This is a genomic window from Pseudomonas sp. TWI923 (assembly GCF_039673365.1).
In the GTDB taxonomy this organism is placed as follows: Bacteria; Pseudomonadota; Gammaproteobacteria; order Pseudomonadales; family Pseudomonadaceae; genus Aquipseudomonas; species Aquipseudomonas sichuanensis.
Window position 1 is genome coordinate 1 of the sequence record NZ_JBDJLM010000044.1, and the last position, 21,066, is coordinate 21,066.

General features: G+C 61.3%; 12 protein-coding genes and 5 pseudogenes. 15 read left to right on the top strand and 2 right to left on the bottom strand.

All coding sequences use genetic code 11. The features are described from left to right. The 11 genes and pseudogenes from ABE459_RS16860 to ABE459_RS16910 form a co-directional block, all read left to right on the top strand. A pseudogene (locus ABE459_RS16860) lies at positions 1-2,533 on the top strand (RHS repeat-associated core domain-containing protein); the annotation flags it as partial. 63 nt (positions 2,534-2,596) lie between these two features. Then, a pseudogene (locus tag ABE459_RS16865) lies at positions 2,597-2,821 on the top strand (polymorphic toxin type 37 domain-containing protein); the annotation flags it as partial. Positions 2,822-3,138: 317 nt separating this feature from the next. After that, positions 3,139-4,189 (top strand): annotated as a pseudogene (locus ABE459_RS16870) (RHS repeat-associated core domain-containing protein); the annotation flags it as partial. 183 nt (positions 4,190-4,372) lie between these two features. Further along, positions 4,373-4,561, top strand: a pseudogene (locus ABE459_RS16875) (polymorphic toxin type 24 domain-containing protein); the annotation flags it as partial. Further along, entirely contained in the window at positions 4,558-5,031 is a 474-nt protein-coding gene (locus ABE459_RS16880; protein WP_323833009.1) for a hypothetical protein, read from the top strand. The pseudogene ABE459_RS16875 and the gene ABE459_RS16880, both read left to right, overlap by 4 nt. Before the next feature lie 566 nt (positions 5,032-5,597). Next, a complete protein-coding gene (locus ABE459_RS16885) occupies positions 5,598-6,062 on the top strand; it encodes a hypothetical protein (protein ID WP_323833011.1) in 465 nt (154 codons plus the stop codon). 163 nt (positions 6,063-6,225) lie between these two features. After that, the gene (gene pcaQ / locus ABE459_RS16890; protein WP_125463027.1) at positions 6,226-7,158 is read left to right on the top strand and encodes a pca operon transcription factor PcaQ; all 933 of its coding nucleotides are present in this window, start codon (positions 6,226-6,228) and stop codon (positions 7,156-7,158) included. Positions 7,159-7,405: 247 nt separating this feature from the next. Next, positions 7,406-8,134 (top strand): FKBP-type peptidyl-prolyl cis-trans isomerase, encoded by a 729-nt coding sequence (locus tag ABE459_RS16895; RefSeq protein ID WP_125463028.1) that lies wholly within the window; start codon positions 7,406-7,408, stop codon positions 8,132-8,134. A gap of 282 nt (positions 8,135-8,416) precedes the next feature. Further along, the gene (locus ABE459_RS16900; protein ID WP_110993077.1) at positions 8,417-8,857 is read left to right on the top strand and encodes a DUF1232 domain-containing protein; all 441 of its coding nucleotides are present in this window, start codon (positions 8,417-8,419) and stop codon (positions 8,855-8,857) included. 99 nt (positions 8,858-8,956) lie between these two features. Continuing rightward, positions 8,957-9,301, top strand: a complete 345-nt coding sequence (locus tag ABE459_RS16905) for a helix-turn-helix transcriptional regulator (protein WP_125857761.1) — start codon at positions 8,957-8,959, stop codon at positions 9,299-9,301. After that, complete coding sequence (locus ABE459_RS16910; protein ID WP_110993079.1) at positions 9,298-9,666, top strand: hypothetical protein; 369 nt, start codon at positions 9,298-9,300, stop codon at positions 9,664-9,666. Before ABE459_RS16905 ends, ABE459_RS16910 begins: the two co-directional genes overlap by 4 nt. A gap of 200 nt (positions 9,667-9,866) precedes the next feature. Here the strand turns inward: ABE459_RS16910 and ABE459_RS16915 are convergent. Continuing rightward, positions 9,867-11,072 (bottom strand): annotated as a pseudogene (locus ABE459_RS16915) (EAL domain-containing protein); the annotation flags it as partial. A gap of 108 nt (positions 11,073-11,180) precedes the next feature. Further along, positions 11,181-13,262 (bottom strand): carboxy terminal-processing peptidase, encoded by a 2,082-nt coding sequence (locus ABE459_RS16920; protein ID WP_167409811.1) that lies wholly within the window; start codon positions 13,260-13,262, stop codon positions 11,181-11,183. Between the two features lie 141 nt (positions 13,263-13,403). Here ABE459_RS16920 and ABE459_RS16925 point away from each other — a divergent pair, with 141 nt between their 5' ends. The 4 genes from ABE459_RS16925 (at position 13,404) to ABE459_RS16940 (ending at position 21,058) form a co-directional block, all read left to right on the top strand. Then, on the top strand, positions 13,404-14,366 hold the full coding sequence (locus ABE459_RS16925; protein ID WP_323833013.1) for an NAD(P)H-quinone oxidoreductase: 963 nt from the start codon (positions 13,404-13,406) through the stop codon (positions 14,364-14,366). 163 nt (positions 14,367-14,529) lie between these two features. Further along, entirely contained in the window at positions 14,530-16,470 is a 1,941-nt protein-coding gene (locus ABE459_RS16930) for a hypothetical protein (RefSeq protein ID WP_323833015.1), read from the top strand. 111 nt (positions 16,471-16,581) lie between these two features. Further along, entirely contained in the window at positions 16,582-18,582 is a 2,001-nt protein-coding gene (locus tag ABE459_RS16935; RefSeq protein ID WP_323833017.1) for a hypothetical protein, read from the top strand. A 217-nt stretch (positions 18,583-18,799) separates the two neighbouring features. Beyond that, a complete protein-coding gene (locus ABE459_RS16940; protein ID WP_323833019.1) occupies positions 18,800-21,058 on the top strand; it encodes an autotransporter outer membrane beta-barrel domain-containing protein in 2,259 nt (752 codons plus the stop codon). Positions 21,059-21,066 lie beyond the last annotated feature (8 nt).

The following is a 21,066-nucleotide window of genomic DNA, read 5'->3' on the forward strand; positions in this document are numbered from 1 at the left end:
ATGGGCCGACGACGGCAGCTTCGAGACCCGCCTGGCCTGGGACCCGAACATCCGCCTGACTTATGTCACCGATGCCCACGGCCAGGAGACCTGGCACTACTACGACGCCCTCGGCTACACCTACCGCCTGATCCACCCGGATGGTCGTGAGGAATGGCTGTTCCGCGACCCGCGCAAGAACGTCATCCGCCACGTCCACCCCGACGGCAGCCAGGACCGCTACGCCTACGATGAGCGCAGCAACCTGCTGCAGCACATCCGCGCCGACCACAGCACGGTGCACTACGGCTACGACGATTACGACCAGCCGATCAAACTGCGCGATGCCGAGGGTGGCTTGTGGCTACGCGACTATGACGAGCGCGGCAACCTGGTCGAAAGCGTCGATCCGCTGGGCAACAAGACCGAGTTCGCCTACACCCCGGCTGGGCTGGTCAAGGCAATCAAGGATGCGCTGGGCAACGAAAAGACACTCGCCTACAACGACGCCGGGCAGTTGCTTGAGTACACCGACTGCTCGGGCAAGCGCAGCCAGTGGACCTACAACGCCTTCGGCCAGCTGACCGACTTCACCGATGCGGCGGGCCACACCACCGCTTACGAATACCAGGCCGGACAACTGGCCAAGGTCACCCATCCCGACAAAACCGAGGAGCGCTTCAACTACGACGCCGAAGGGCGTCTGCTGGCGCATGTCGATGCCCTCGAGCGCTGCACCACTTGGGCGTACAGCGCCGCAGGCCTGCTGAGCGAACGCATCGACGCCAACGAACACACCCTGCGTTATCGCTGGGACAAGCTTGGCCGCTTGATCGGCCTGGAAAACGAGAACGCGAGCAAGGCCACTTTCCTCTACGACCCGGTGGGCCGGCTGCTGCAGGAGACCGGCTTCGATGGCCTGGTCACCCGTTACCAGTACGACCCGCACAGCGGTCGCCTCGCCTCGACCCAGGTTGGCCAGCGCCGTATCGAATTGACCTTCGACCCCATGGGCCGATTGAGTGAGCGTACGGCCCGCCTGGGCAACCAGAGCCAGAGCGAAACCTTCGCCTACGACGGCAACGGCCAACTGATCCAGGCAGTGAACGCCGCCAGCAAGCTGCAATGGTTCTTTGATGAAGCCGGCAACCTGACCCGTGAGCACCAGTACTACCTGGCCACCGGCACGCCGATGGTTGCGGTGTGGCAGCACCAGTACGACGCGCTCAACCAGCGCACCGCGACGATTCGCCCGGACGGCCACAAGGTCAGCTGGTTGACTTACGGCAGTGGCCACCTGCTCGGCATGACCCTCGACCAGCACGAAATGCTGGCCTATGAGCGCGATGACCTGCACCGCGAGGTGGTGCGGCATCAGGGCAACAAGCTGATGCAAACCCAGGCTTGGGACCCGGCCGGGCGTTTGCAGGAGCAACTGCTGGGCAGCCATGATGGCCAGTCCACGCTGCTCAAGCGTCAGTACCGCTACGACGCCGCCAGCCAGTTGACCAATATCCACGACAGCCGCCGTGGCCAACTGGAATACCAGTACGACCCGGTAGGCCGCCTGCTCAAAGCCATCAGCCGCTTAGGCGTGGAAACCTTCGCCTTCGACCCGGCCGGTAACCTGCTGGACCAGAAGACTCAGGAACTGAACCGCCCGCTGGAGGCCGATCCACGCCGTAACAAGCTGATGGACAACCTGCTGCGCGAGTACGCCGGGACCCACTACAAATACGACGAGCGCGGCAACCTGATCCACCGGTTGCACAACGGGTCCCATGCCCACTTCACCTAGGACCTGTTCGATCGGCTGGCCGATTACAACGACGACAAGCTCAAGGTCGATTACAGCTACGACGCCTTGGGCCGGCGCCTGCACAAGCATTCAGTCGCGCACTTCTGGGATCGCCCCGAGGCCGGCACCGGCTGGAACCAACTGCAACGGGCCAAGCGCCAGCGCGAGCTGAACTGCGGTTTCACTCTGTTCGGCTGGGACGGCGACACGCTGGCCTGGGAAAGCTCACCGCCTCTCGATGAAGGCGACACCGGGCGCACGGTGCATTACCTGTGCGAACCGGGCAGCTTTGTGCCGGTGGCTCAGGCCCTGCGCAAAAACCCGATCCGGCTGCACAAGGTGCCGGACTGGAGTCAGCGCGAGTACGACTTCGATCAGGATCCGCTGTGGCATACCGAGGTGAAGCCGCAGGCGTTCGAGGCGATTGCCTGGTACCACTGCGATCACCTCGGCACGCCGATGGAGCTGACCGACGAGCAGGGCAATGTCGCTTGGACGGGACAGTACAAGGCTTGGGGCGAAGTGCGCGAAGAACGTTCGGCGTGGGCCAAGCAGCATGGCCTGGGCAACCCGCTCCGCTTCCAAGGGCAGTACCACGACCATGAGACCGGGCTGCACTACAACCGCTATCGGTACTATGACCCGAACTCAGGTCGCTTCATATGCAAAGACCCAATCAGCTACAGCGGCGGAATTAACTTATTTGAGTACACTATCAACCCGATTCTCTGGATTGACCCATTAGGTCTAGCAAAAAATAAGTACAAAGTTCGGCGCCCTCCTGCGGATGCTCATGATCCGCACGGCTCAAAAGCTCCGGGAAAACCTGGAGAGGCCGAAGGTTTCTGTGAGTGCAAGCTCGGAGAGACTTGGGTAAAACTTGATGATGGTCGAGGCTCAGGATGGGTTGACAAACATGATGACGTTTGGGTACCCACAGGCCCTGAAGGTCCAGGGTCAAAGGCTCACGGAGGTGCACACTGGGACGTTCAAAAACCTAAAGGCGAATACGAAAATGTCTATCCAGGTGGGAAAAGAAGATAAATGAAGATCCTCATAGAACTCCCAAGCTTTTTTTCAAATTTAGATGAGGTCCGTTTCTTTGAGGGACTCACCTCTAATCCCGCCACAGTAGAAGTTCGTGGATCCGGGAGAGGTCTAAATATAAAAATCGACAAGCGGAAGCTCTCAAAAGAAAATATGCGGGAGCTTATATCGATATTTTTCAGATACGGCGTCAACTTAAGACCGCTCGCAGAGATCGCCAATGGAAGTCGCCATGCTTGGATGAAGGATAGTGACTACTATTGGTACAAGTCCATGTTTGAAAATTAATAACTCGCAAAGGCGAAAGAGACCACTATGACGCGGCGGGCAAACTGACATACATCCAGGACAGCCGTCGTGGTCAGTTGGAGTACCAGTACGACCCAGTGGGCCACCAGCCGGCTGGGCGTGGAAACCTTCGCCTTCGACCCGGCCGGTAACCTGCTGGACCAGAAGGCTCAGGAACTGAATCGCCCGCTGGAAGCCGATCCACGCCGTAACAAACTGATGGACAACCTGCTGCGCGAGTACGCCGGGAGCCACTACAAGTACGACGACCGCGGCAACCTGATCCACCGCCTGCACAACGGCTCCCATGCCCACTTCACCTGGGACCTGTTCGACCGGCTAGCGAGCTACAACGACGACAAGCTCAAGGTTGACTACAGCTACGACGCCTTGGGCCGACGCCTGCACAAGCATTCGGTGGCGCATTTCTGGGATCGCCCCGAGGCGGGCACCGGCTGGAACCAGCTGCAACGGGCCAAGCGCCAGCGCGAACTCGGCTGTGGCTTCACCCTGTTCGGTTGGGATGGTGACACGCTAGCCTGGGAAAGCTCACCGCCTCTCGATGAAGGCGATACCGGGCGTACGGTGCATTACCTGTATGAGCCGGGCAGCTTCGTGCCGGTTGCCCAGGCCCTGCGCAAGAGCCCGATCCGGCTGCACAAGGTGCCGGACTGGAGTCAGCGCGAGTACGACTTCGATCAGGATCCGCTGTGGCATACCGAGATAAAGCCACAGCCGTTCGAGGCGATCGCCTGGTACCACTGCGACCACCTCGGCACGCCGATGGAGCTCACCGATGAGCAGGGCCGCATTGCATGGACGGGACAGTACAAGGCCTGGGGCGAAGTGCGCGAAGAGCGCTCGGCGTGGGCCAAGCAGCAGGGCCTGGGAAACCCGCTGCGTTTCCAGGGGCAGTACCACGACCATGAGACGGGGCTGCACTACAATCGCTATCGATACTACGACCCGAACTCAGGTCGCTTCATATGCAAAGACCCCATCAGCTATAAGGGGGGAGTAAACCTATTTGCATATACCCCAAACCCTACCGGATTCATTGATCCACTGGGCCTTGCCTCCCTGTGCAATTGCGATATCACAGGAAACAGACCAAGCAATACGGTAACACCACGAAATCAGTCAGATCTGAGAGGCGGTCCACTGGAGCGCGCCCAACAAACCAGAGGTCGGTTCAACTTGGAAGGAGGCCCTGCAAATGGAACACTATACAGAGCCGACAATCAGGGCAATATCACAAGTTATGCAACCTATGATGAGCACGGCCGTATTCTGAAGCGTGTAGACGTTACCGGTGCTGCCCACGGTGGCGTGCCAACGCCCCACGTACTAGAGTATGGTAGGAATACTTTGCCAAATGGGGTGGTCAGAGTAAACTCACCATCCTCAAAATTGCCGCCGCGCCCAGCAACTGCAGAGGAAATACCATGAATAAACTTCATTCCACTCCGGACTTGGGAAGGTTGGAGAAGTATGAGTCATGGCGAGAGCAATGGGAAAACCCATCAGGTCTTAACCTTTTCTCATACCTTCGTAGTGAATGCCACCCGGAGGATACTTTGGTCGTAAGCAAGTTGCTATTGCCCGACATACTATGCGTCGACGACGGTGTGTTTCTTGAACTTTCATTCAATGAATCCACCTATCTATCCTTGAGAAAAAAAGGAGAATGCACTTCAATTATAGAGAAAAGCATGAATCATACATTGCTCTATGATATGTATGATGGGTGTCCGGGTAATGTGTCAGATGAAGTGTTTCTAAGGCTGTCGGCGCTACTGAAGTACTCTTGGGGTTTGATTTTGCGTGATAGGTTCCCTGAAAAGAAGTTTGCGATATTTGTCGAAAATAATATTGATGACTATGGTCCATCAATAACATTCTGCCAGTTCAGCGCATAAAGCAAGGCATTGGTTAAGACCTAAGTTCAAACTCTTGTCGCAGCCATATTAAAGCCACAAAACTTGCAATTAATCTCCGCGCCACAACCATAGAAAGCCCTGGCCTACTCATGCGACACCTTGGCCTGGGAAAGCTTACCGCCGCGCGAAGAAGGCGACACCGGTCGCATTGTGCATTGCTTGCTTGAGGCGTAGCGTAGATAAAATCCAGCGTTGGAATAGGTGCCAAAAATCACCCGATGACTGCCCGTGCTGCGACCAACCTGAACGTATAGAGATAAAGGAACACATCATGAAAGAAGTTTGGGTTTTTAACGGGGCAGAAGGGCGATTCCCATCTGCAGTATTTTTGGAGCTAGGTGGCGCAGAGGAGTGGATAAAAATAATGGCCTGAGCGGTGTGCTCACCAAATATCCTGTTGGCATTTCTGTGTACGATTGGGCAGTAAAAAAACGGGCACTTTTGTATAAAGAGTGAGAAAGAAAAGTCTTCTGTCTTTATACAGGAGTTTTCGTCCGCAGCTCAAGAGCACTTCCATTTCGAAAACGGTAGCTCAGAGTGACAATATGGTTGGGCTTAAGGCTAAAATTGATACGTTCAAATCCGATGATGGAAGTGTTTGCTTCACACAGTGCTGTTTGATTTTTGGCGATGTAACAGTCGGTGACTATGGCCAGCTAATGCTGGTCGCAGCTCTAGATGGCGCCATCAAGGACTTGTTTAAACGAGTGGAAGTTAACGAGCCAATAAGATTAACTGTCAGTCAGCTGAAAGCTAAAATACAAGAAGCTGAATCGGACATAAGAAATTCCTTTCTGCCTATTGGGGTAGAAGGTTTTGATGGTGACTTTGTAGGATTTGTAAGAATTGACGACCACGAGAGCATGGTGGTTAGACTTTGGGAGGGAGAAGATCTGCTTCTATTGGACATAAGCAAATCAGATTACATAAAGTTCATGCATGTCCTTAGCGAAACCTTGGTTGAACAATGTAAAGCGCTAGGATTGAATCTTGATCGGGACTCAGCATAGGTGCAATGAATAGGGGGCGACACCGGCCGCCCCAAGAAGTATCGATGCTGGCGAAGCCTGGCAAAGCCGGGCCAAGGCGAAGGTTGCTGTTCACCAGCCGACAGTTTCTCCCACGGCAATCGCCGTTTCCCACGCGCCGACACCTACAGATACACTGCCTCGCATGAACCTCGACACCCGCATCAAGTTCCGCCACCTGCTGTGCTTCCTGGAGATTGCCCGGCAGGGCAGCCTGGCCCGTGCCGCCGATGTGCTTGCCATCAGCCAGCCGGCCATCTCCAAGACCCTCAAGGAACTGGAAGACCTGCTCGAAGCGCGGCTGTTCGAGCGCACCCACCTGGGCGTCACCCTGACCCCCGCCGGCACCCGTTTCATGCGTTACGCCGGGCCCAGCGTGCAGGCCCTGCGCGATGGCGTGGGCAGTGTGCGTGGCGATGCCAGGACGCCCTCGCAGGTGCGTATCGGCGTGCTGTCGACGGTCGAGGGCCTGCTGATGCCCGAGGTGCTGTGCCGCCTGCACCAGCGCCATGAAGCACTGGTGATCAGCGTGGTCACCGGGGTCAGCGCGCAATTGCTCGGGCAACTGCGCCTTGGCGAGTTGGAGCTGGTGGTCGGGCGCATGACCGACAGCCCGCAGATCCAGGGCCTGTCGTTCGAGCACCTGTACAGCGAATCGATGGCCCTGGTGGTGCGCCCGGGCCACCCGCTGCTGGCCAGTACGCCGGTGGAGCGGGCGCAGGTGGGGGCTTACCCGCTGGTGCTGCCGCCCCAGGGCACCACCATTCGCCAGCACGCCGACAGCCTGTTCGTGCAGTGCGGTATTCCGCTGCCGGCACAACGCCTGGAAACCTTGTCGCTGGCCTTGAGCCGTCGTTACCTGCTGGGCAGCGATGCGCTGTGGGTGGCGCCGCGCGACGCGGTGCTGCTCGACCTGCGCCGTAACGAACTGGCCGAGCTGGACCTGGGCGTGCGCGAGCCCGGCGGCTCGGTGGGCATCTGCCGCAACGCCGCCTTGCCGGCGAGCCTGCCCGCGCAGTGGGTGTGTGAAGTACTGCGCGAGGTGGCCGGGCAGTACCGGGACGGCCTGTACCCCTGAAGGGGCCATTGCACGGGGCCTCGGGGCCCTTTGCAAGGCACTGGATCGAGGGGCGTGATGGCGATCTGGCACTTCACCTTCGACGCAATTCGCACTGCACGGCCCTGTGCCGTGACATCAGCAGTTTCAATACCGGAACTTATCGGGCTTTCCTGGCTCCTATGCCGGTAGCCATTGGTCGTGGCCGCCTGATAAGCTCGCGGCTTTACCCTGATTTGCCCCTCTGGCGCATGAACAAGGAATCAGCATGAAACAAACTCGTCTGGCGGCTGCGGTTGCCCTGGTAGGTCTGGTGCTGGCGGGCTGCGACGCCCAGACCAGCAGCGTCGAACTGAAGACTCCGGCACAGAAAGCTTCCTACGGTATCGGCCTGAACATGGGCAAGAGCCTGGCTCAGGAAGGCATGGACGACCTGGATTCGAAAGCTGTCGCCCAAGGTATCGAGGACGCGGTTGGCAAGAAAGAACAGCGCCTGAAGGACGAAGAGCTGGTCGAGGCCTTCTCCGCCCTGCAGAAGCGCGCCGAAGAGCGCCTGGCCAAGGCCAGCGAAGAAGCTGCCGCCACCGGCAAGAAGTTCCTGGAAGAAAACGCCAAGAAGGCTGGCGTGGTCACCACGGCTTCGGGCCTGCAGTACGAAGTGGTGAAGAAGGCCGATGGCCCGCAGCCAAAGCCGACTGATGTAGTGACCGTTCACTACGAAGGCAAGCTGATCGATGGCAAGGTGTTCGACAGCTCCGTCGAGCGCGGCGCCCCCATCGACCTGCCGGTCAGCGGCGTGATCCCGGGTTGGGTCGAAGGCCTGCAACTGATGCATGTCGGCGAGAAGTACAAGCTGTACATCCCGGCTGAGCTGGCCTACGGCGCCCAGAGCCCGAGCCCGCTGATCCCGGCCAACTCGGTCCTGGTCTTCGACCTGGAACTGCTGGGCATCAAAGACCCGAGCAAGCAGGACGCCGAACCAGCCCAGGCTGAGTAAGCGCAACCTTTGCTGTACAACGACGCCCCGTTTCGACGGGGCGTCGTCGTTTTTGCCGGTGGTTGACGCGAACCGCTGGCGTCCTTCACTGTCGCAAGCAATGCCGTAGGTGATCCTGCGACGGGTTGTCGCAAAACGTTTGCGCGATTGAAACGACTGTGTAAAAAACGCCCGATCCGTGCCCGGCCCTTGCCAGGCGGGCACCGAGCGGCGCCAAGGCGGTCCTGTTCACAAGGTTATCCACAATAAATGTGGATAACTGTCCGTTGCTCTGGAGGTTGCATGAGCGCTCCCTGGAATTTCGCCCGTTTTCTGCCGCTTGCCGAGCGCCTGCTCAGCCGTGGCCGTTTACCGGCACTGTTGTTCGCGGTTGCGCGCAAGGGGCCCAAGCTTGGCCAGCTGCGCGAGGATGTGCGGCTGATGCAGGCCCTGTGCCTGGCCTGGTGGCGCGGCGAGTACCGCGCCGTGAGCCCCAAGGCGCTGGTGACCATCGTCGCCGGGCTGCTGTATTTCGTCAGCCCCCTGGATGCGATCCCCGACTGGTTGCTGGGAGTGGGCTTGCTTGACGATATCGCCGTGCTCGGCTGGGTGCTCAAGACCGTGGCCGATGAGCTGAGCCGCTTCAGGGCCTGGCGCGACAGCCAGGCGCCGGAGAAACTGCGGGTGGTCGAGCGCTTGCCGGACACGCCCGAGGCGCTGCGCCTGGAGCGCCCCAACCGCTGAATAAGCAGCGAGCGCACAGACCCCCGAGGTTGGTAATATAATTGGCATAAGCGTTATGCCTAGGGATTACATGCCGTGATCCAACGTCAAGGGGGTTGTATGGGTATTCAGGTCATCAGCCGGGACGGTCAGCCCGAGTACGCAGTGGTTCCCTGGGAGCAGTATCAGGCGCTGCTGGCCGCTGCGGGCCAGGCACCTGCCGCGGCGCCAGGCAACAGCGACACTGTCGAAAGCACAACGCAGAACGCGAGCCTGCGCTCCCTGGACGAGCTGGCGTCGTTGCGTCAGGCCAAGGGCCTGCCCCCTGAGCAACTGGCGCGCACGGTGGGCATCAGCCCGGCTTACCTGGCGATGATCGAGGCCGGCGAGCGCCGCCCTGACGCAGCGATTCTGCGCAGCCTGGCCTGGCATCTGGGCATTGGTGGCTGGAGCGAGCCGTCATGAGCCAGGTCAGGATCAGCCGTCAGCACTGGGAGAGTCTGCTGACCGAGCTCGACCTGGCCCGCCGACAACGCCACCTGCTCACTTACCGTGCATTGCTCGAACGCCTCCAGCTACCCAGCCCGGCCATGCAGACACTGACCGCTGCCCTGGAATACCTGGCGCTGCTCGATGCCCGTGCCGAGCAGCCGTTGCGCAGCTCGCTGGTGATCAGCCAGGGCGCCAGCCGCCTGCCGCGTACCGGTTTTTTCGAGTGCGTAGAGCGGTTGGGCAGGTTCAACGGGCCGGTGGATGGCATGGAGGCGGCGTCGTGGCATGCCTCGGAAGTGGTGCGGGTATTCGAGTACCGGTATCCGGAAGAGGCGTGAAACAGGTCGGCAGTGCCGGCCCCATCGCTGGCAAGCCAGCTCCCACAAGGGCTGCGTAACTTCTGTGGGAGCGGGTTTACCCGCGAAGCAGGCGGCGCGCCGCTTTGACGCCAAGCGTTGTATCTGAGGGGCGCAATGCAGTCAGTACAAAACAGTCGCTTTCACATGCGCTGGCCCATCTAGCAACAGGCGCGTTGATCGCGGGCCCGCTCGCTCTGTTGTTCGGTGATCAGCTTGAGCACGTCAATCACTCGCCCCAGCCCCAGGTAACGGCCGCCTTGGGTAATGATGAACGCCTCCTCGATGCGCTGCTGCGCCCGGCCGGTAAGCAGGCGGCTGACCTGCTGCAGCGATTGTCCACGTTCGACCACCACAAAGTCCCTGCTCATCAGTTGGCTGACCGGCGTGGCTGCCAACAGGTTGCAGCCCAAAGGCTTGAGCAGGGCTTCGGGCAACGAATGGCGGTGGACGATGCCACAGGGCTTGCCCTGTCGGTCCAGCACGGCGAGGGAATTGAGGTTGGCTTGGCCGCGGAAGGCTTCCAACACTTGCTGGGTGGCGGTTTCCAGGGGCACCGCCGGCTGCTGGATGAGCAGGGCGCCAAGGTCGGCGCTGTCTTCGTTCAACGCCCCAGGGTTGCCCGGCGCCAGGGGCGGCAGGAACGAGCATTCACGCGCAGCGGTCTCCTGAGGGCGGCCAAGCAGATAGCCCTGCAGCAGCTCGACGCCCATTTCAGCCAATACGGTCAGCTCTTCTGCCAGTTCGATGCCTTCGGCGATCACCTGGGCGCGTGAGGCGCGAGCGATTTGCAGGATCGAGCCGACGAATTCGCGCTTGAGCGGGTCCTGGTGGATGCCGTCGATGAAATGGCGGTCGATCTTCACGTAGTCCGGGCGCAGCTCCGACCATAGGCGCAGGCTTGAATAGCCGGCGCCCAGGTCATCCAGGGCAATCGAGAAACCCATGTCGCGGTAATGGTGCAGGGCGTTGAACAGCAGCTGGAAATCTTCGGTGGGCGTCTGCTCGGTGAGTTCGATGACCACCCGGCTGGGCGACAGGCCGACCTGTTCGAGCATCTTCAGGGTGCGCCCGGACGGGTAGTGCGGTTCAAGCAAGGACTCGGGGGAGACGTTGAGGAACAGCTTGCCCTCAAGGTTCTGCTCGGCAAAACGCCGGCAGGCGGTTTCGCGGCACAGCACTTCCAGTTCGCTGAGGCGCCCGGCCTGGCGGGCGATGGCGAACAGGTTCAGAGGCGAATGCAGCGGGCTGTTGGAGGGGCCGCGACTCAAGGCTTCATAGCCGAGAATGCGCCGTTCGGTAAGACAGACGATCGGCTGGAACAGGCTGTGCACGCTACGTTGAGCCAGGATGGCGCTCAGTGCGCTGAGCTGTTCGGTGACGGTCATGGACTGCTTCCTGAATAGAAAAAGGCCGGGCGTTTTCACGCTCGGCCCTTCTATTTCACGACAGCCAGATGACTGTTTGATGACGGCTCACATTAAATTGCCATCACCTCAGTGCTTGGCCACCGAAGTGCTCAAGCTCAGGTAGTCGAGCAGGATGCGCCCGGTCTCCGACAGGTAGGCGTCGTCTTCCGGCTTGGTGTCGTCCGGCTCGGCCGGCAGCGCGTCCTCGTCCTCTTTCTTCAGCTCTTTGAGCGGTTCTTCGCCCTTGGCCTTGCGGCGGATGTTTTCCAGCGCCAGCTGCTTGGCCTCGATCTGGTCGTGGCGCGCGCGGCGGTCCTGTTCGTTGAGGCTGACGGTCTTCTCGTCCATCAGCTTCTGGGTCAGGGCCAGGCGGTCACGGATGTAGGCAAACTCGGCATCTTTGACGCTGCGCGCTTCATGCTGTGCCTTGAGCTGGGCCAGGTACGGCTTGAACGGGTCGGCCACCGGCTTGATCACCGGGCGGATGGTGTCCCACGGCATGGCTTCGGGCAGGGCGCTTTCGCCGATCTCCTTGGTGTCGATGATCGACGGGTAAGCGATGTCCGGCAGCACGCCCTGGTGCTGGGTGCTCTGCCCGGAAACCCGGTAGAACTTGGCCAGCGTCAGCTTGAGCTCGCCATGGTTGAGCGGCTGGATGGTCTGCACGGTGCCCTTGCCGAAGGTCTGGCCACCGATGATCAGTGCGCGGTGATAGTCCTGCATGGCGCCGGCGAAGATCTCCGAGGCCGAGGCCGAGAGGCGGTTGACCAGCAGCGCCAGCGGGCCTTTGTAGAAGGCACCAGGGTTTTCGTCTTCGAGCACATCCACGCGGCCGTCGCTGTTGCGCACCAGCACGGTCGGGCCTTTTTCGATGAACAGGCTGGTCAGCTCGGTCGCTTCCTGCAGCGAGCCACCGCCGTTGTTGCGCAGGTCGATGACCACACCGTCGACTTTCTCTTTCTGCAGCTCGGTGAGCAGCTTCTTGACGTCGCGGGTGGTGCTCTTGTAGTCCGGGTCCCCGGCGCGATAGGCCTTGAAGTCGAGGTAGAAGGCCGGGATCTCGATAATCCCCAGCTTGTAGTCGCGGCCGTCCTGCTTGAGCTTGAGCACCGACTTCTTCGCTGCCTGCTCTTCGAGCTTGACCGCTTCACGGGTGATCGAGACGATCTTGCTGGTCTGATCGTTCGGCGCATTGCTCGCCGGGATGACTTCCAGGCGTACCACCGAGCCTTTCGGGCCACGGATCAGCTTGACCACTTCGTCCAGGCGCCAGCCGACCACGTCGACCATTTCCTTGTTGCCTTGCGCCACGCCGATGATCTTGTCGGCCGGGGCCACCTGCTTGGTTTTCGCCGCAGGGCCTGCCGGCACCAGGCGCACGATCTTGACCTGATCGTTGTCACTCTGCAGCACCGCGCCGATACCTTCGAGCGACAGGCTCATGTTGATGTCGAAGTTTTCGGCGTTGTCTGGCGACAGGTAGTTGGTGTGCGGATCGTACGACTGGGCGAAGGTGTTGATGTAGGCCTGGAAGATGTCTTCGGCACGGGTCTGGTCCAGGCGCGCCAGCTGGTTCTTGTAGCGCTTGGTCAGGGTTTCCTGGATCTGCTTGAAGTCCTTGCCGGCGATCTTCTGGCGCAGCACCTCATCCTTCACGCGTTTGCGCCACAGGTCGTCGAGCTCGGCCGAGTTCTTCATCCACGGGGCGTCCTTGCGGTCGACCAGCAGGTCTTCTTTGACGGTGAAGTCGATCTTGTCGACGCCCTTGTTCAGCTCGGCCAGGGCGAAGTCCAGGCGCTGCTTCACACGGTCCAGGTAGCGTTTGTAGATGGTGAAACCGGGGTCGAGGTTGCCGCTTTTCAGGAAATCGTCGAACTGCGTCTTCCACTTGTCGAACTCGGCGATGTCGGCCGCGGTGAAGTAGCTGCGCGCAGGGTCCAGCAGCTTGATGTAGCTGTCATAGATGATGACCGAACGGGCGTCGTCCAGCGGCGGCTTGCTGTAGTGGTGGCGCTTGAGCAGCTCGACCACGTTGAGGCTGGCGACGATTTCGTCACGGTCCGGCTGCAGGCTGTCCCACTTGTTGGCGGCGGCCGCATTGCCACCGAGCGTGAGGCTGCCAAGCCCGATGACAAGGGCGAGGGCGGTGCTGGGGAGGAAATGCTTCATGCTGATTCGACGTGTAGGCAATTGATCACGCATAGTAGGCCGTCTTTTCCGTTCGCCGGTTCCATGAAACCGGGAAAATACTGCAAAAAGCCTGGGACGTTGATCCCAGGCTCAGTCATATGATTCAACTATGGAGGCACTGTGAAGGCATTGCAAGGCGTTGACGGACATGTGGCCTGGGTCGAGGCCGAACGCCCGGCCTGTGACGCAGGGCAGGTGCGCATTCGAGTGGCCGCTGCGGGGCTGAACCGCGCCGACCTGCTGCAAAAGGCCGGCCTTTATCCACCGCCGCCGGGTGCCAGCCCGTACCTGGGCCTGGAGTGCGCCGGCATCGTCGAAGAAGTGGGCGCCGGTGCCGACTGGCGCGTGGGTGATCGGGTCTGCGCCTTGTTGGCTGGCGGCGGCATGGCCGAGGAGGTGGTGGTCGATGCCCGCCACGTGTTGCCCGTGCCCGAAGGTCTGAGCCTGCACGAAGCGGCGGCGATCCCCGAGGTGTACGCCACGGCCTGGCTGAACATCTTCCAGCTGGGTGGCCTCAAGGCTGGCGAGAAGGTGCTGGTGCACGCCGGCGCCAGCGGCGTGGGCTCGGCGGCGATCCAGCTGTGCAAGGCCTTTGGGAATCCGGTCTGGGTCAGTGTCGGTTCGCCCGAGCGGCTGGCCTATTGTGAGGCTCTGGGTGCCGCCGGTGGCGTGGTGCGCAATGCCAACCTCGACGAGCTCGAGCAGCTTGGCCCGTTCGACGTGATCCTCGACCCGGTCGGCGCCGGCTATGGCCCGCTCAACCTCAAGCTGCTGGCCCGCGACGGGCGCTGGGTGATCATCGGCCTGATGGGTGGGCGCAAGGTCGAGCTGGACCTGGCGTTGGTGCTGGGCAAGCGCCTTGAGATCACCGGCTCTACCCTGCGCAACCGCGATGATGGGTTCAAGGCCGAGCTGTTGAGTGAACTGGGCCAGCAGGTATGGCCGTTGTTCAGCGAAGGCCGGCTGAAGCCTCAATTGGTAGACACCTACCCGGTCGCCTTCGCCGAGGCCGCCTTTGCGGAGTTGGCCAGCAACCAGGTGTCCGGCAAGTTGGTGCTGGTGATCGATCCGGCGCTGGCCTGACCCCATGCCGGCAGGGTTGGCCATCAGCCCTGCCCGGTGACGTCGAAGTCTCCACCTAGCATTTTTGTCAGTAGGCTAATACCTGGATAAGCGTTTGAATCGCTCGCAGCAAGCAGGTTTCTGGAGGCCCAGTGGGCATCGTGCCTGGTGAATGGGAGCGGACATGCGCGACACACGCGAAGTGCAGTGGCTACAAGCGGACCTGGCGACACCGGATGTTCCAGTCATCATCCGTGACGAGAACGGTGACCCCTACGCTGATGGGTTGTTGCCACGCACGGCGCTGAGCAACGACCTCGAAGTGATCATTGCGCCATGGGCCATGGACCCACAGCTCTCGGACAAAGTGCAGGTCGGTTGGCGGTTCTCAGGCGCGCCTTTCGTCGCGGTCAGTGAATATACCTTCGCACCTCCCTCGGCCCAGAGAACGGTTCATGTACCGCGTCGCTACCTGGAGCACGGGGTCCATGACCTCTCCTACACCGTCAGCCGCCTGGGCAATCTCACCGAATCGCTCAAGCGCACCATCACGGTGGACAGGTTGCCACCCAACGACGGTCAGTCGCCCGATCCCCTGGTACTGCCTGCCGACCTGGTGGGCGAACTGACCGAGGACTACCTGGCGCTCAATGGCCGGCTGCGTTGCGAGGTACCCACGTACGTGGGCCTGAAAGCTCGCGACCGAGCGGTCTTCTACTGGTCCGCCGTGAACCCACCGCCAGGCAACGAGCCGGCCATCGACGAGCGCGAGTTCAGCCAGCAGGACATCGACCGCGGCGAGTTGTTCGTGGACTACGACGCAGCGGCCATCCGCGCGTCCGGCAGCGGGCAGCGCTTCCTCTGGTATCGCCTGCGCGACCTGGCGGGCAACGAGGGCGATGCGTCCCTCGTGACAGCGCTGGAGGTGAGCCTGCAACCCCCTCCGGCGAACCTCAGACCACCTCGGGTACCGCTCAGCGCCCGGGGTCTGATCGACCGTGAACATGCCCGCGAAGGCGCCTCGGGCGAGGGCGGGGTGACCGTCGAGGTCGACGCCTATGACAACGCCGATGCCCAGCAGTGGGTGATCATCGACTGGCACGGTACGCCCTTGCAGGCGCTGGCGGTCGATCCGGCTGCCTTTCCATTGCGTGCGTTCGTGCCGTGGCCGGCGCTGACCGCTGTTGGCCTGGGCCCTGGCGATGCCGTGGTCAGTTATCAGGTACGTCATGGCACCCGTCTGTTGCCGTCACCGTCGATTTCCGTGCCCTTCGACCTGACCGTGGCGGGGCAGGACCACCCCAATGCACCAGCGTTGCTCAATACCCTGCTCGACAAGGTGGAGATCCGTGGCGCCGTCTCCGATCAACCCAACGTGCTCAAGCCGGTCGACCATGGATACGACGCCATCGTCAAGCTGGCGCTGTTCAACGATCCGCAGCCCGGTGATTTGCTGAGCCTGTACTGGGGCCGACAGCTTGCGCCGGTCGACCGCTACAGTGTTCAGCCAGGCGATGTGGCCGGCCAGCCCGTGGACCTGAAGGTCCCGTGGGCAGTGATTGAGCAACAGCCCAACGACCGCGCCCTGCCGGTCTGGTACGGGACCGACAATGGCGTCAACCAGCAACTGTCGCGGGCCACCCTGGTGGATGTGGCGGTGGAGGTGATCCAGGGGCTCAAGGCGCCGGTGTTTCCCGATGCGACGCTTTACGGCTACCTCAACTGCTGCAGCAGGCCGCGGTTGTGGGAGGGCGTGAACGTGCGGGTGGAGGGCGATCCGCGCTTCAGTGTCGGCGATATCATCGAACTGGTGTGGCAGGGCCATGACAACCTGAACGGCTCATCGCCCATCCCTGGCGTCACGGCCCCGTTCAGCAAGCGCGTTGCCACTGCCGGGGGCGCCGTCGATTTTCTCATCCTGCCCTATGACACCTTGATCGCGCCGATGATCGATAACGCGTCTGCCACTGCCCAGTACCGCTTGTTGAAAACCGACGGCAGTGTTGGCGTCTCCGAAATCGACGTCGTCAAGATCATGCGCAAGATGCCCAGCGGAGAGGTCTGCTCGCCCGACCTGGACCTTTGCCTGGGGGCGGGTACCCAGACACCAGGAGAAGGAGGTTAGCAAAGCGCAAACCAGCCCATACGCGATAGCAACCATAGATAGCCATCACCTGTGTGGTCGGCACTTTTTCCAAGTGCCAGTCAGGGTCATCGTTCTTGACAGGAGACAACCATGACCAGAATTCCACCCACTGCTTCCCCGACCCCTGCGCAAGCCAGGACGACGTACGAGAACAAGCGCTACATGCGCGCAACGCTGGTAATGCCGGTCCCTTCGTTCAGTACCCCCCTGCTGCCCGACATCCCTGGCGATGAACCCAACATGCTGCCGCGCCCGCATGGTGTGCCGCTCCCTGTGCAGGTCCCGCTCTTCGACATCACGGGCACTGCGGGCGACATCGTGCGTATCCAATTGCGCTGGAATGGGCAGAGCGTGGGGACCGGTGTGAACCGCACTTTTCCGCTAAATCCGACTGATTTTCCCCTCACCTTGACGCTACCGGCGAGCAGTACCAGCGCCCATGGCAGGTATGAGCTGGGCTACCGCGCGACAATCTTCGGCAATGGCGGCGACTCGGAAACTTTGTCCGTTTTCGTCGACAACGTGGCTCCGAACCTGGGCGTCAAAGGGGCGGATGTTATCTTGCCGCCCGAGGTGGCGGACGGCATTACCCGAGAGTATCTGGACGCCAACAGCAATGAAGTGGAGATCACCATTCCCACCTACCAGGAAATCAAGCTCGAGGACAAGGTCGAAGTCTTCGTTGGCAAGAAATTTCCGGGTGCGCTCCTCGACTCGCTGACGATCAGTGACGTTACCGACCCGATCGTGGCAACTCTCCCCGAGGCGCATTTCAAAGGGGAGGAGGGCCAGTACCTGATTTATTACAACCTGAGCGATCGCACGGGTAACACCGGTCCGGACTCATCTATCAAGATCGTCGATGTGGTTCTGACGTTGGCACCCGACAACTTGAAACCGCCGTTGGTCCCGCAAGCGGATGATGCCGAAGGCATCGATCTGAACGATGCCATCGCGGGCGTCGGGGTGGAAATCGAGGCCTATGACAATGCCTTGAGCAAGGACTTGATCCAGGTCTATTGGGATGGCAAGGCGGTTCCTGGACGGCTACCCGTTATCCCAGGGAGTTTCCCCTTGTTCGCCACCGTGCCATACATCATGGTGCGCGACACGCCTCCCAGCCCAGGGCCGAAGACGTCGAAGGTGACGTATGAGGTGATTCGGGAGGGAAGGGTGTTTCCGGAGGCTGTCGGCCTGGAAGTGGAAGTCGACCTGACCGTGGCAGGGCCCCCTGACCCAGGCCCAGACCCAGATCCAGGGGTGGGTAACCCGGCTCTGGATCTGGTGACTGTGCAAGCTAAAAATACCGCCGACCCGAACAAGCTCGAGCCCGGCGACAACGGTGAGGATGCGACGGCCACGGTGCCACTCTACGCTGGCGCGGCAGCGGGCGAGATCATGCACCTGCTGTGGGCTGGCGAGGAAGTCGCCACGTATGACGTCACTGGCAACGAAGCTCCAGGCGCTGACGTTACCTTCACCATCCCCTGGGCCGACATCGAAGCCAAGGGCAACAGCGCAGCCTTGCCGGTGCGCTATGAAATCAGCAACGCCGACAACCTCAACCGCAACCGCTCACCGATCACGGAGGTTTCGGTCAATGTGCTCACTACCACCTTGCCGGCAGTGAGCTTCCTTCATTGGTACTCCGAGGATCCCTCAGATCCCTTGGAGCCCAAAGTGCTCAACTGCAGTTCTCTGCGCCAGGTCGGAGGCGTCTGGGGGCTGGAGGTGCGCGTGCAGGGCGGGGAGCCGAAGCTGGAAGGCAAGACGTTAACCTTCACCTATCAGGGGTGGGAGGATGACGCGGGCTCCACACCCAAACCTGGTACCGAGGAAAAGAATGTCACCAAGATTCCAACTGCCGATGAGGCGGCCAACGGATTCAGCGTGCTGGTGCCTTACTCCCCGGCCGTGCTGAACACGCTCGATCGTTGGGGCAGTGTGACCTACCAGGTGGTGTTCGACGGATTCCCCATCACTGCGACCCGTGATTTGCTGCGGGTATATATGGCGGTGCCCGGTGGAGGAACTTGCCCTTTGAGTTTCGGCGTGGCGGCTAAACGTAGATTGGCTGCCAAAGGTCGATAGGCAGCCAGCAGGAAGCGGATGACCGAGGCCGGCAAGCGCCTGCCTCGGCCATGCGCAGCAAGGGGGATGATGAATGGAGTGCTCACGAGACTGGTGAAAATTCCTACTGCTAAGAAGGGGGAGGCCTGCATTGTGCCGGCTCACTTCTGCGTAGAGTTCAGCGCTTTTCCTTGCTAGGCAAACACCTGCCATGAGTACACATCCTGAGGAGGGCAAGATGAGCAATGAACGGTACGCGAAGCGGGTCAAGGCAGGTATCACGGCCTGTTGGTTGCTGCTACCCACCACTGCCATCGCCGCCATCGTGGAGAATGGCGACACCTTGACCATCGACTCGACCACCGCACCGACGTTCTATCTGGTCCGCGGGCAGTCGACCCTCAACAGCCAGCCGGGCGCGGTGACCGAGTCGATCGCCATCACCGAAGGTTCCTCGCTCGACATGCGCGGTAGTACCGTGAACGGTGGCACGGACTATGGCGTGATGGTCAGCGAAAGCTCCGCGACCATCAACGCAAGCAGCATCTCCAGCGACTTCATCGGCCTGAATGTCAGCCGCACGCCCGCGGGCACGACCGGCTCGCAGGTGTCGGTAAGCAACAGCACGATCATCGGGGCCGAGGGGGGCGCCGAGGTGACGGGCCTGAGCACCCTGATCCTCGCTAACACGCAGGTGACTGGCAGCGATGCTACGGCCAACGGTATCGACCTGCGCGGCGGTAGCGTCATGGCCATGGCCGGAACGGTGATTACCGGCGGCAAGAACGGGGTCAGCATCTCGCGCGACAGCAACAACGTCGGTGATTTCAGCCTGGCGCTCGACGGCGCCTCGGTGGTGGGGCAGAACGGTGCGGCAATCGCAGTGGTAGGCGGTGTCCAGGCCAAGGTCACGCTGGCCAATGGCAGCTCGCTGTCGGGCGCCAACGACCTGCTGCTGGATGTCTCGCAGGCCTCGGGAGTGGACATGTCGGTGCGCGACAGCGATCTCACTGGCGATTTCCAGGTCCGTGAGGGCAGCGACGCCACCCTGGCGTTTTCCGGCGGCAGCCTGACAGGCGACGTACTGGTCGAGCAGGGCAGCACTGCCACTGTGGCGTTGAGCAGCGGCGCGGTCCTGACCGGCCGCCTGCAGAATGTAAGCGAGGTCGCCATCGCCAGTGGCGCCAACTGGACGTTGGTAGACAGCCAGCAGGTGGAAGACCTGGCGCTCGATGGCGGCATCGTGACGTTTGGTTCGGCCAGCCAGTTCTACCAGCTCGATGTGGCCAATCTGTCGGGCAACGGCACCTTCGTGATGGACGTGGACTGGGCCAGCAACCAGCACGATATGCTCAATGTCACCGGTACCGCCACCGGCAGCCACACCCTGCAGGTGGCCGGCTCCGGCGTCGATCCTGCCAACCCCCAGGCCTTGACCCTGGTGCGCACCGCTGCCGGCGATGCCACCTTCGCCTTGAGCGGCAACCGGCCCGTGGACGTGGGCACCTATTCCTACCAGCTGCAATCCCAGGCCAATGGCGCTGGCGGCAACGACTGGTTCCTCGATCCGAGCAGCAAAACCATCAGCCCCAGTACCCGCTCGGTACTGGCCCTGTTCAACACCGCACCCACCGTCTGGTACGGCGAGCTGACCTCGCTGCGCACCCGCATGGGCGAATTGCGCTTCAACGGGGGCAAGGCCGGCGCTTGGGCACGTTCGTACAGCAACAAGTACGACGTCTCGCCGCTGTCGGGCTTGGGTTACAGCCAGGTGCAGAGTGGTTTCTCACTCGGCGCCGACGCCCCGCTTCCCTGGGGTGACGGGCAATGGCTGGTGGGCGTGCTGGCCGGCCACAGCCGCTCCGACCTGGATGTGTCGCGCGGCACTTCGGGCAGCGTCGACAGCTACTACGCAGGCCTCTACACCACCTGGCTCGACTCGGCCAGTGGCTACTACTTCGACGCCGTGCTCAAGGCCAACCGCTTCCACAACAAGGCCAAGGTCAGCATGAGCGACGATACCCGCGCCAAGGGTGATTACGATAACGTCGGCCTGGGTGGTTCGGTGGAGTTCGGTCGGCACATCGTCCTGGCCGATGGCTGGTTCGTCGAGCCATTCGGTCAGTTGTCGACGGTGGTGATCCAGGGCAAGGACTATGGGCTGGACAACGGCATGCAGGCCGAAGGCGAACAGACCCGTTCGGTGCTCGGCAAAGTCGGCAGTGTGGTCGGGCGCAACCTGCACCTGGAAGGCGGCGCCGTGCTGCAGCCCTATGTGAAGGTGGCGCTGGCCCATGAGTTCGCCAAGGCCAACCGGGTAGAGGTCAATGACAACCCGTTCAACAATGACCTGTCCGGTTCACGCGCCGAGTTCGGCGCCGGCGTAGCGGTGGCGTTCACCGAGCGGTTCTCGGTGCACGCCGACCTGGACTACGCCAAGGGTGAACATATCGAGCAGCCGTATGGGGTCAACCTGGGGCTGCGGTACAGCTGGTAGTCCGTACG